We start from the raw sequence: 12,782 nt of genomic DNA, 5'->3' as shown, positions 1-12,782 counted from the left end.
ATTACGAAAAAAATAGTATTTTGTGTACGTATATTTTAAAGTATGCGTAAATTTGCATTCCAATTTTTTAATAAATAATAATAGAATATGTATCATTCAAAAATAGCTGGTTTAGGATATTATGTTCCTTCTAATGTGGTGACTAACGATGATTTGTCTAAGATAATGGATACCAATGACGAATGGATTCAGGAAAGAACAGGAATTCAGGAGAGAAGACACATTATTCGTGGAGAAGATACCACAACTTCAATGGGAGTGAAAGCAGCTAAAATTGCAATCGAACGTTCTGGCGTTGCCAAAGAAGATATTGATTTTGTAGTTTTTGCTACATTGAGTCCAGATTACTATTTTCCAGGACCAGGAGTTTTGGTGCAGAGAGATTTAGGATTAAAAACAGTTGGTGCTTTAGATGTTAGAAACCAATGTTCTGGATTTGTATACGCACTTTCTGTTGCCGATCAATATATCAAAACCGGAATGTATAAGAACATTTTGGTAATTGGTTCCGAAGTACATTCTACAGGATTAGACATGACCACTCGCGGACGTGGGGTTTCGGTAATTTTTGGAGATGGGGCAGGAGCGGCAGTTTTGAGCCGTGAAGAAGATTTGACTAAAGGAATTCTTTCTACTCATTTGCATTCTGAAGGACAACATGCAGAAGAACTGGCTTTACAAGCACCAGGAATGGGAGCGCGCTGGGTAACGGATATTATTGCAGACAACGATCCGAACGACGAAAGTTATTATCCATATATGAATGGTCAGTTTGTTTTTAAAAATGCTGTAGTTCGTTTTGCTGAAGTTATTAATGAAGGTTTAGAAGCGAACAACCTGAAAGTTTCAGATATCGATATGCTGATTCCGCATCAGGCGAATTTGAGAATTTCCCAGTTTATTCAAAACAAATTTCAGTTAACAGACGATCAGGTTCATAATAATATCCAGAAATACGGAAATACGACCGCAGCCTCTATTCCAATTGCTTTGACAGAAGCTTGGGAACAAGGAAAAATCAAATCTGGGGATACTGTAGTTTTAGCTGCTTTCGGTAGTGGATTTACTTGGGCAAGTGCTATTATTAAATGGTAAAATAATCATCTTACATTATATTTTTTAAACCTGTTCAGTGTTTGCTGAGCAGGTTTTTTTATACATTCGTGTTTTGAAATACCATGAATTTATTACAATGAAAAAAAATCAACTCGAAATAGCTTGTTTTAATTACGAATCGGCAATAATAGCACAGGAAAATGGGGCGGACAGAATCGAGCTTTGCGAAAATATGAAGCTTGGCGGTACTACACCAAATTCAATTTTAGTGGTAAAAGTCCGTGAAGATTTAAAGATTAAGATGCACGTAATTATCAGACCTCGAGGTGGTGATTTTGTTTATTCGGATGAAGAATTGACAGAAATGAAACAAGATATCAAGCAGTTTAAAAAACTGGGCGTAGACGGTTTTGTTTTCGGCATTTTGAAAGATAACGGAAAAGTTAATAAAAAACAGAATAAAGAACTAGTGCATTTGGCTCACCCGCTTTCTTGTACTTTTCACCGTGCTTTTGATGTGGTGAAAGATGTAGAAAAATCATTAGAAGATGTTATAGACTGTGGTTTCAAAACAATTCTTACTTCGGGTCAGGCAGTAAATGTAGAGGAAGGAATTTTGGCTTTGCAGCGAATTCAGGAATTGGCTGGAGACAGAATTGAAATTATGCCTGGTGGCGGCTTGAGGTCTTCGAATATAAAATTGCTGCAGGATAAATTGGATTTGACTTTTTATCATTCATCTGCCGTTACAAATAATTCTGAAACTGCAAATCCAGAAGAAATAAAAGAACTTAAAAACTTTCTATAGTTCCTAAAAATAGAAAAGCCTGGAGTTGGCATACTCCAGGCTTTTTTTCTACAAGAAATTATTTAAAATATAAAAATAGATCTAATAAAAACGGAGATTAGAACATGCCGCCTCCGCCTTTATTAGTATTATCGTCTCTTTGTTTACGTTGTAAATTTTTGATTTTCCCGCCTCCAAAGTTGTAAGTTAGACCTAAATAAACCGTTTGGCTCTCCCATGTAAACTGACCTGCTTGTGGATAAGGATAATTAGTATCAAACGCATATTTCATAGTGTTGAAAACGTCATTAAAACGTACACTGATGTTCATTTTATTGTCTAGCAAAGTATAGCGTGAACCAATATCCATTTTATACATTTCGTGACTATTGTTCTGAACGCCGTCAACTGCACCTCTGTAGAAACCAAAAAGCAAGAAACTTAAACGTTTGTTTGCTTTAAAATTAGAGTTCATACGTCCGTTGAAAGCGGCAACAGTAACGGATCTGTTTTCTGAAATAAATTCATTTCTATCCTCATGATATTTAGACACAACTCCTTCTTGGTTGATACTTGAAAAATCAATAGATGGCTGAATATCCCACCATTTTGTAATTTTATAGTTCAATGAAACTTCAAATCCATAAGCTGTATTATGATCAAAGTTCGTGAAAGACATAATTTGTTTATTTCCGCTTGGATCTGTGTCGTCTGGATATAAAATTCTACTGATTTGGTCATTAATACTTCTCACAAAAACACCAGCAGTAAAACTTCCTTTTTCAAGAGTTTTAGTATAATTTACTTCGACAGAATTAGTAAACTGAGGTCTTAAATCAGGATTTCCATAAGAAGTTACTAGTGGAGTAGAAAACTCACGAATTGGTTTTGTCTGTTCTAAACTCGGACGATCCACACGACGGCTGTAGCTAAATTGTAAAGTGTTTTTATCATTTAAGTTATAGGTTAAATAAGCAGACGGATATAAAGTAAGGTAATCATCGTCATACTTCACTTCACCATGATTTAAATCTGCTTGCATTTTATAACTTTCAAAACGAGCACCCACTTGGTAACTGATTTTTTTGAATTTCTGTCCAAAAGTCACATAAGCAGAATAAATATCAGTATCATAAGTATAATTAGAAACTAAATTCTGTGTAGGATCTTGATTATTTACTCGATTGTAATCGTTATCTGTTCTTGTTAATCGAGCTTCAGCTCCAGCTTCAAGAGTCGTTTTTTCGTTTAACGGATTAACATAATCGACATTCAAAGTACTTAGTTTTCGGTCATATCTCAAGAAATCATTATAAATTTCTGAACTTACAGCATTGTTCGTCATTGTAACTGTATTGTCAAAATTGGCATTTTGACTTTCTTTTGTGTCGCTGTAGTTTCCTTCAAAATCTAAAGTATGTCCCTCTTTTTTAAAGATATGTTTGTATGCTAAATTGTAAGTACCAGTCGTATTTGGTCCTTCGTATCTTGATTTTTGATACATATTAGCAATGTTCTCTGGAGAATTGATATAATCAATGTCAGTATTTACCAAACCAACGCCAGTCGATTTATTCTGGTTAGTATAGATAGACAAGGTATTATGGTCGTCTATTAAATAGTCCATTCCAATTTTGTACAAATAGGATTCGTCGTCATTGACAATGTCTAATCTTTGAGTAAGGCTTTGATCCAATTTTTTGATAAAACCATCATTAAAATATTTTCCAGAGTTATTACCAGCGTTTCCAAAAAAGTTCACTTTTCCGGTTTTGTAATTTAAATCTAGAGATTGGTTAAATTTAGCAGTTTCTCCAAAAGTAATTCCTCCACTATAAGTACCATTAAAACCAGTATTCGCATTTTTATGCAAAATAATATTAATGATTCCAGACATTCCTTCCGGATTGTATTTGGCACTTGGATTGGTAATCAGCTCAATTTTTTTGATTGAGGTTGATGGAATTTGTTTCAATAATTGAGCAGGATCAATATTAGATGGACGTCCGTCAATTAATACACGAACGTTGTCGTTGCCGCGAAGCGAAAGTTTTCCGTCCTGATCCACATTCACAGAAGGAATATTGTTCATAATATCGGATGCAGAAGCTCCAGCAGTGGTTAAATCTTTACCAACTGTGACTACTTTTCTGTCGATTTTTTGTTCGATTGTAGAACGTTCTGCGACAATATTCACGCCTTTAAGCTGTGTTGCTTCTTCTTCAAGAGCAATATTTAAGGTTGCATTTTTTTTGTTTTCGCTTAAAAGAACAGAACCAATATATTTTCTAAATCCAATGTATTGAATTTCTATGGTATAACTTTTTAAGGCAATATTTTTAAATGAAAAGTCTCCATTATCGTCTGTATTTACACCAGAAACTACTTTTCCATTTTCTTTAAGAGAAACAGTCGCATAAGAAATAGGCATGCTGTTTGACTTTTCCGTGATTTTTCCAGAAACGGTTCCCGTATTCTGAGCTTGTGCTGTCGCGATTACCCCCAATAACGCGAACAGAAAGAATTTTAATTTCATGATTTTCTTGTTGATTGTTTTGATTTGATTGATGATGATTGTGTTAGTTACTTTTTATTTTTTTTATTTTTTTCTTGCTTCAATAAAAAATTGAAGTCTCTATTAAGACTCTCATGTGTTTGTTATGTTACAAGAAATTGAAAAAAAAAATATAAAAAGTTTCTCTCTGCTTGTTTTGTAAGAGATTAGGCTTTTGATTTTTTGATAATTTTAACAATAAAAAATTCCGCTTTTTTGCCAAATTCAAATTCTTTTCTTGAATTTAATATGTTTTTGATTTTCTCTAATTGATGAATAAGCAGTATCTTTGCTCACTTTAAAATAAGTTTACATGTCATTAGCACAAATTCTAACACCTTCTATACAACAAGCAATACAGGCATTATTTGATGTTACTGTTGAAAAAATCGAGTTTCAAACTACCAGAAAAGAGTTTGAAGGCGATATTACAATGGTAATTTTTCCATTGTTAAAAGTGATAAAAAGCAATCCAGCAGAATTAGGAAACAAAATAGGAAACTATTTAGTGGAAAATGTTTCGGAGGTAGCACGCTTTAATGTAGTATCTGGTTTCTTGAATATTGTAATTTCGGACAGTTATTATGTCAATTTCTTTAACGGAATAAAAGACGGTAAACAGTTTGGTTTTGTGCAGCCAAATCCTGCTGAAAAAGCAGTAATGGTAGAATATTCTTCTCCAAACACCAATAAACCTTTGCATTTAGGACACGTTCGTAATAATTTATTAGGATATTCTGTAGCAGAGATTTTAAAAGCTTCAGGTAAAAAAGTGTATAAAACCCAAATCATAAACGATAGAGGAATTCATATCTGTAAATCAATGCTGGCTTGGGAGAAATTCGGAGACGGAGAAACTCCTGAAACTTCTGGTTTAAAAGGAGATAAATTGGTTGGTAAGTATTATGTGGAGTTTGATAAAGCTTACAAAACTGAAATCAATGGCTTAATTGAAACTGGTAAAACAGAAGAAGAAGCCAAAAAACAAGCGCCGATTATTATAGAAGCGCAGGATATGCTGAAAAAATGGGAAGCCGGAGACGAAAAAGTAATTGCACTTTGGAAAAAAATGAACCAATGGGTTTATGATGGTTTTGCTACAACATACACCAATCTTGGAGTTGATTTTGACAGATATTATTACGAAAGCAATACGTACCTATTAGGAAAAGATGTTGTTCAGGTAGGTTTAGATAAAGGTGTTTTTGAAAAAGATCCTGATGGTTCTGTTTGGATTGATTTAACCGATGAAGGTCTTGACCGTAAAATCGTATTGCGTTCTGACGGAACTGCGGTTTACATGACACAAGATATTGGAACCGCAATTCAGCGTGTAAAGGATATGCCAGATGTTGGAGGTATGGTTTATACCGTTGGAAATGAACAGGACTACCATTTTAAAGTGTTGTTTTTAATTCTTAAAAAGTTAGGTTTTGACTGGGCTTCAAGTTTATATCACTTATCATACGGAATGGTAGATTTACCTTCTGGAAAAATGAAAAGTCGTGAAGGAACTGTTGTAGATGCAGACGATTTAATGCAGGATATGACAGATACAGCAAAACAAATTTCTGAAGACTTAGGAAAATTGGACAGTTATTCTGACGACGAAAAAGCAAAACTATATAAGACAATTGGTTTAGGAGCTTTAAAATATTACATTTTGAAAGTTGATCCTAAGAAACGTATTCTATTTAATCCAGAAGAATCAGTTGATTTTGCTGGAAATACAGGTCCGTTTATTCAATATACCTACGCTAGAATTCAGTCTATAATCCGCAAAGCCGATTTCGATTTTTCTGCTAAAATTGAAATTGAAGAGCTTCACGAAAAAGAAAAAGAATTGGTAAAACAAATCGAGCTTTTCCCTGAAGTAATTCAGAATGCAGCACAAAATCATAGTCCAGCTTTGATTGCTAATTATACGTATGATTTGGTAAAAGAGTATAATTCATTTTATCAATCAGTACATATTTTAGGTGAAGTTGATTTGACTAAAAAAATATTCAGAGTACAACTTTCTCAAAAAGTAGCCGAAGTTATAAAGTCTGCATTCCAGTTATTAGGAATTGAAGTTCCAGAGAGAATGTAATCTCAGTAAAACCAATATACAAGAGCCTGACAGTTTTGAAATTGTCAGGCTTTTTTGTTTTTGGAAATTACCTCTAAAAGATTGAGAAATATCAAGATAAGACATATTTTAGTTGTAAGACTTTTTTTTGTAGGAAACTATATTTGTTTTGTTTACGTTTGTCTAAGAATTCTGAAAACAATATACCACTCCTAATAAATATTGTAAAGTATATTTCTTCCAATTTTGATGTTTTAGTCATTCATTCTCGAAACTATTTCAAAATTGATAATAGCTATCTTTTCTAAGTAATACTATCAGCTGAAAATATCTTCCTTATATTCATTTTTAACTATTTTGAATTAGTACCCTGTTTAGTCTAAAATGGTAAGGAATTAAGAAGCCGTCTAAAATTTATTTAGACGGTTTTTTTCATCTTTTAAGTTGCAGGAAATTGGCTCTTGAAAAATTATGGTAATGTTAAACGATTTCTCGTTTTTCTTACTTTTTCTTCTCATTTTAACTTTTTTGTGAGTTATTTATTTCTTTTTTACCAAGCAATTTTATTTTTTGTAGTATAAGTATTTCAATTTATAATGTTAAATTGTATAAAAATCTTGTTAAAATTATTTTAAATTTTTAAGTTAGCCCTCAATAACTCAAAACAAAAAAATAATGAAACAAAAAATTATGCAAATTGTATTACTGTTTTTAATTACAGGAGTACAATTAATTTTTGCACAGGAAAGAAAAATTTCTGGAATTGTATCTGATATTTCGGGACCAGTTCCTGGTGCGAATATTATGGTAAAGGGAACAAAAAATGGAGTGCAGTCTAATTTTGATGGTAAATATACTATTAGTGCAAAGACTGGAGATGTGTTAGTGTTTTCTTATGTAGGAATGAAAGATGTGATCCAAACAGTTGGATCTTCGTCTGTTTTGAATGTTAAATTTCAAGAGGAAAACAAAACTCTAGATGAGGTTATCGTAGTGGCATATGGAAAACAAAAAGTAAAAGAAGTTGTCGGGTCTATTTCAGTTGTAGGTTCTGATGTTATCGAAAAGCAACAGAATGTAAGTGTTGTAAATGCATTACAAGGGAGCGTTGCGGGGGTTAATATTATTTCGGCAGGTGGTATGCCTGGAGAGAATCCTACTATTAGAATTAGAGGAGTTAATTCTGTATATGCTTCTGCAGAGCCTTTAGTTATAGTAGATGGTGCTCCTTTTAGTGGAAACATAAATACTATCAGTAGTGATCAGATTGAGTCAATGACGGTTTTAAAAGATGCTTCATCAACAGCTCTTTATGGGTCAAGAGGTTCAAATGGAGTAATACTCATTGTTACTAAAAGAGGAAAATTAAATAGTTCACCAAAAGTTAGTTTTACATCTACTGTTGGGTTTGCAGATAATGCCAGTCCTTTACAAAAAATGATCGGTTCAGATGATTACATGAAACTTAACTGGGAGGCATTAAGAAATTCAAATCAATATGTTAGTGGACAAACTGCTACAGTAGCTGGTGCGAACGCTTCAAAAAATCTGATTTCAACATTAGGATATAACCCTTATACGGCTGCTGTTCCAGTTGATGCAAATGGTAATTTAGTAACTACTAATAAAAAATGGGAAACAGATTGGGCAGATTTAATAACAAACAAAGCGGCGATTAGAAAGGAAAATACATTATCTGTCTCTGGAGGAAGTACTAATACCAGATATTTCTTTACATCTAATTATTTATCACAAGAGGGTAATGTAGCTACTTCGAAATTTGAACGAGGCACAACACGTTTAAGTTTTGATACGAATGTAAATACTTGGTTAAAAGTTGGAGCAACTATGTTTTATTCAACTTCAAATCAAAATTTTCCTAATCAAAGTGGAACCGCTTATCAAAGCGCTATTCAGTGGGTTTATAATGTTTCACCTATTTACCCTGTTTATAAAAGGGATGATAACGGGGATTTAGTTTTAGACGGAAAAGGAGAAAAGATTTTTGATTATGGATCCACGCCAGGTCAGTTGATAAATGGTAACAGACCGGCATTTAATAATGAGAATGCTTATGGTTCATTATTTAATTATAAGGTAAGAAACAAGCGTGATAACTATACTGCAAATGCTTATTTAGAGTTTACATTGGCTAAAAATTTAACTTTTAAAACTAATTTGGCGTATGATAGTTATCTATATGATTATTTTAATTATTCAAATAGTGAAGTAGGAAATGCAGCTAGTGTCAATGGTAGAATCACTCAATATAGAGATATATCAAAGTCGACTAATTTAATTAATAGCTTAAATTATAAAGTGTCTTTTGGTGATCATAATTTTTCTGCGGATTTAATACAGGAAGCTTATAAATTTCAATTTGATGGTTTCAATGCACAAGGAGAAGGTTATTTGCCTGGAGTGAAAGTGTTGTCAGGAAGCACTAATCCTACAAGTGTAGGTGGATACATAGCGGAAGATAGATTGTCAAGCTATCTAGGGCGTTTGGCTTATAATTATAAAGAAAAATATTTTATAGAGGGATCTTACAGAAGAGATGGTTCTACAAGATTTGGAGCACCAGTTAGATGGGGTGGTTTTTATTCTATCGGAGGCTCATGGTTACTGTCTCAAGAGAATTTCTTAAAAGAAAGTTCTGTTATTAGCGATTTAAAATTAAGAGCATCTTATGGTGAATTAGGAAATAACCAAGCTTTAGATGGTATTGCTTATGTAGGAATAGATAGTGGAAAAAACAATCCATCTTATTTCCCTTATAAACAAACTTATGCTGTTGGTTATAATGAATTAGATAATACAGGGGTAATTTTAGGCGATGCAGTTGATCCAGTTTTAACTTGGGAGAAAACTGCTTCTTCAGATATTGGTTTAGATTTTGGGTTGTTCAAAAACAGATTAACTGGGACAGTTGATTACTACAGTAAAAAATCTATTGATTTAATTTTTCCTATGCCAGTAGCAACTTCAACTGGAACTACAAGTATAACAACCAATATAGGAACCATAAAAAACTCGGGATGGGAATTTTCTTTGAGTTCAAAAAATGTTAGAACAAGGGATTTTGATTGGACTTCAAGTGTAAATCTTACTTCTAATAAAAATGAAATAATGCAACTTCCGCAGGAATTTATTCTACAAGGGACTAAAAGGTGGGAAGTTGGACGTTCATTATATGAGTTTTATATCCAGGATTGGGCAGGTGTAGATCCTGAAACTGGTTATGGAATGTGGTATAAAGATGTGATAGGAACAGATGGGAAACCAACAGGTGAAAGAGTCACTACAAAAAAGTATAGCGAAGCAACAAGATATTACACAGGTAAATCATCATTGCCAGATTTTACTGGTGGATTGACAAACTATTTTAGATATAAAAATATAGATCTTAATCTGTTGTTTAATTTTAGTTTTGGCTCTTATGTATATGATAGTACTTATGCAAGTTTAATGGATGGATATAAAACTGCAGGTAGAGCAGTAAGTCAAGATGCTCTGAGCCGTTGGCAAAAGCCTGGAGATGTTACAGACGTTCCATTATTACTAGCTTCAGCCAATGATTTTAATGCTCAATCTACAAGATTTTTATTTAAAAATGATTATGTGAGGTTAAAGGCATTGAATTTTGGCTATAACTTCCCGCAAAGCATTTTAGATAAAACACATCTTTCAAAATTGAGGATGTATTTCCAAGGAGATAATTTATTTACTTATCAGTCTCATAAAGGGCTTGATCCAGAACAGAGTATTGCTGGAACAACAAATAGCAGGTCGTATAACTTAAGAGTACTTTCTGTTGGTCTTAATGTAGAATTCTAAAAAAAGATATATGAAAAATTTAATTTCAAAAATTTGCATTGCCACAATGGCATTGTTTTTAATGGTGGGATGTAGTAAGGAATTTCTTGATGAACCTGTGCCTACTGACGGTGTTTCTCCAGAAGTTGTATTTGGTTCACGAAAGGGGGTTGAGGCATTTATCTCAGGAATAATGAGAGAGTTTAGGGAGCAATTCTCAACAACAGATACTCCATCAGCAACAGATACTGCAGGTCTTAACTCGATATTTTTTGCCAGAAGTGTTAAGGGGAATGATTTAATTTTAGCAAATAACTGGTTTGGATCTGATTATGAAAACAATAATAGGGAACCTACTTATAGAAGAACAAAGTTTGTATGGACTTATTGTTATTTTATGATTAACCAAGCAAATACTTTAATTCAAGGAGTTGAAGGAAGTTCAGCATTAGGAGATGCAGACAAAAAGGAGTTAGCAGCTTATGGATATGCTTTAAGAGGATTTTTTTACCATCAGTTAGTTTTGGATTATTGTCCTTCTTATTCAGTTGATTTAAACTATCCAGCGCCACCAATTTATACTGAACCAACAAAAACAGGAAAAGCAATGTCAACAGTTGGAGAGTTGTATAAATTTATTGAGTCTGATTTAATAAAAGCAGTGGATGGCTTAACATCAGATCGTTTAGGAAAGTCATATATTAATAAAAATGTTGCCAATGGTATTTTAGCAGAAGTTTATCAGGTAATGGGTAACTGGTCGGGGGCTGCGACTGCGGCAAACGCATCTTATGGTGGAAATCCAACTGCAGTGCTGAATTCTGCTGGTTATCGTTCAGGTTTTGATGATTATACAAATATTGAATGGATTTGGGGTAGTGCCCAAAGATCAGATCAGTCAAACTATTATTATAATGCACCGGCTTCTATGATGGATCATATGGTGCCTTCTTATGCATGTGGATTTATTAATCGTGATTTTGTAAGTTTGTTTTCTCCTACAGACGTTAGAGGGTATTTTCAAAAGAAAAGTGCATCAATTACTGATGTAAATGATTATAGATATTGGATAACACGTAAGTTTGCTTTTAGTTTCTCTGGCGATAACGCTATTATCAGAACGCCCGAAATGATTTTAATTGAAGCCGAAGCTAAAGTAAGATTAGGAGATGACAATGGAGGGCATGCTTTACTTTATATATTGCAAAAAAACAGAGATGTTAATGCAATTAAGTCTACTGCAACTGGATCGGCCTTAATTGATGAAATTTTAGTGGAGAGAAGAAAAGAATTATATGGAGAAAATGGAATCGAATGGTTTGATGCAAAGCGTTTGCGAAGAGGAATTACCAGAACTGGAAATCATAGAGTAGGAGCTGTAGCAAGTCTAACTGCTGATGACAAAAGATTTTTTCTTAAAATTCCTCAGGTCGAAATTGATGCTAATCCGTTAATTCCAAAAGACATCAATAATAATAGATAATTGTTTTGCTAAATAATAGATTTTAAACAAAAAAAGGCCGGAAGTCTCAAAACTTCCGGCCTTTTTATAACAACTAATTCTAATTACTTAACAAATTTGTCAATGATTTTATCTGTTTCTGCTTTTGCAGTGTCTGGTTTTAAATCAAACAATAAAGAGTAAAGTGCTTTTCTGTCTACTTTAGCTTCTAAGTTTAAGTCTTTATGTCTGTCAAAAAGAGTCTGCCATTTATCGCGAACGTTTTTCCAAAGCGCATTGTTTGCTGCCCACCATTTTTGTCCAGCGATACATTTAGAATCATCTACTTTAGTATAAACGTCAAATCCTTTTTCTTGTGCTAACAAAACATCGTTTCCTGCATCGTCACGAACCAATTTGTCGTTATCTTGCTCATGATTCCATCCTGTAGCAGTGATTTCGTGAATGTTTCTTCTTTTTAAAACGTTGTAATCGTTACGTTTTGTCTGCTCTCTTCTAGGAAGCGGAGCGTCAGCAACGTTTGCCCAGTAATCTTTTCCATCAACATGTACCCAAGTTGAAGAACCTTCGTATCTAGGGCTATCATCTACTTGATATACTTTTTGAGTCCACTGTCCTTTAACCGCTTTTTTATCTAATTTTTTGTATTTCCAAGAATTTCCTTTGTCAAAAGAATATAAGTCTGTGTTTTCGTATAACCAGTCTTGTCTCCAGTGTTTGATAATCATATCAGGGCTTACAATAAGTAAATGCTGCATCACAATTTTGTTAGGAGTATCTTCTAATAATTGTACCCATTCTAAAGCCGACTCGTGTTTTGTCTCAGATGGTTTGTAAGTAAGAGAATCTTTTGGATATGAGAATGTTTCAGTGAAATTAAACTTCACTTCATAACAACCGCACATTGATTTAATAGACTTAATATCTTGTTGTTTCTTGTCCTGACTAAAACCAAGACTGCATGTTAAAGCCAAAGCGGCTGACATTAAAAGACTTTTCGAAATCATAACTTATTGTTTTGTATTTAAATTTTTCG

7 protein-coding genes are annotated in these 12,782 nt (G+C 33.4%); 5 read left to right on the top strand and 2 right to left on the bottom strand.

Going from position 1 to position 12,782, the window contains the following annotated elements:
- Positions 1-87 precede the first annotated feature (87 nt).
- Both BM289_RS18800 and BM289_RS18795 read left to right on the top strand, forming a co-directional pair.
- The gene (locus BM289_RS18800) at positions 88-1,095 is read left to right on the top strand and encodes a 3-oxoacyl-ACP synthase III family protein (RefSeq protein WP_091496425.1); all 1,008 of its coding nucleotides are present in this window, start codon (positions 88-90) and stop codon (positions 1,093-1,095) included.
- A gap of 97 nt (positions 1,096-1,192) precedes the next feature.
- Positions 1,193-1,864: a copper homeostasis protein CutC gene (locus BM289_RS18795; RefSeq protein WP_091496423.1), complete on the top strand. Its 672-nt coding sequence runs from the start codon at positions 1,193-1,195 to the stop codon at positions 1,862-1,864.
- A 97-nt stretch (positions 1,865-1,961) separates the two neighbouring features.
- Here the strand turns inward: BM289_RS18795 and BM289_RS18790 are convergent, their stop codons facing one another.
- Positions 1,962-4,379, bottom strand: coding sequence for a TonB-dependent receptor (locus BM289_RS18790; protein WP_091496422.1), 2,418 nt, complete (start codon positions 4,377-4,379; stop codon positions 1,962-1,964).
- Between the two features lie 331 nt (positions 4,380-4,710).
- Between BM289_RS18790 and argS the strand changes: the two genes are divergently transcribed.
- The 3 genes from argS (at position 4,711) to BM289_RS18775 (ending at position 11,767) form a co-directional block, all read left to right on the top strand.
- Positions 4,711-6,489, top strand: coding sequence for an arginine--tRNA ligase (gene argS, locus BM289_RS18785; protein WP_091496420.1), 1,779 nt, complete (start codon positions 4,711-4,713; stop codon positions 6,487-6,489).
- Between the two features lie 654 nt (positions 6,490-7,143).
- Entirely contained in the window at positions 7,144-10,305 is a 3,162-nt protein-coding gene (locus BM289_RS18780) for a SusC/RagA family TonB-linked outer membrane protein (protein ID WP_091496418.1), read from the top strand.
- A gap of 10 nt (positions 10,306-10,315) precedes the next feature.
- Positions 10,316-11,767 carry a RagB/SusD family nutrient uptake outer membrane protein gene (locus BM289_RS18775; protein WP_091496416.1) on the top strand — a complete coding sequence of 484 codons (1,452 nt, stop codon included), beginning with the start codon at positions 10,316-10,318 and terminating at the stop codon, positions 11,765-11,767.
- Between the two features lie 83 nt (positions 11,768-11,850).
- Here the strand turns inward: BM289_RS18775 and BM289_RS18770 are convergent, their stop codons facing one another.
- Complete coding sequence (locus BM289_RS18770) at positions 11,851-12,753, bottom strand: DUF6607 family protein (protein WP_091496414.1); 903 nt, start codon at positions 12,751-12,753, stop codon at positions 11,851-11,853.
- Between the last annotated feature and the right edge of the window lie 29 nt (positions 12,754-12,782).

The organism is Flavobacterium phragmitis, assembly GCF_900112575.1.
Lineage (GTDB): Bacteria > Bacteroidota > Bacteroidia > Flavobacteriales > Flavobacteriaceae > Flavobacterium > Flavobacterium phragmitis.
Note: the sequence above shows the minus strand (reverse complement) of the source record. Positions and strands in the feature narration are given on the sequence as shown.

What these genes read in the sequence shown, in the direction of transcription:
- BM289_RS18790 (WP_091496422.1), bottom strand. Translation starts at nt 4,379, where the DNA reads ATGAAATTAAAATTCTTTCTGTTCGCGTTATTGGGGGTAATCGCGACA.
- BM289_RS18800 (WP_091496425.1), top strand. Translation starts at nt 88, where the DNA reads ATGTATCATTCAAAAATAGCTGGTTTAGGATATTATGTTCCTTCTAAT.
- BM289_RS18770 (WP_091496414.1), bottom strand. Translation starts at nt 12,753, where the DNA reads ATGATTTCGAAAAGTCTTTTAATGTCAGCCGCTTTGGCTTTAACATGC.
- BM289_RS18780 (WP_091496418.1), top strand. Translation starts at nt 7,144, where the DNA reads ATGAAACAAAAAATTATGCAAATTGTATTACTGTTTTTAATTACAGGA.
- BM289_RS18795 (WP_091496423.1), top strand. Translation starts at nt 1,193, where the DNA reads ATGAAAAAAAATCAACTCGAAATAGCTTGTTTTAATTACGAATCGGCA.
- argS (WP_091496420.1), top strand. Translation starts at nt 4,711, where the DNA reads ATGTCATTAGCACAAATTCTAACACCTTCTATACAACAAGCAATACAG.
- BM289_RS18775 (WP_091496416.1), top strand. Translation starts at nt 10,316, where the DNA reads ATGAAAAATTTAATTTCAAAAATTTGCATTGCCACAATGGCATTGTTT.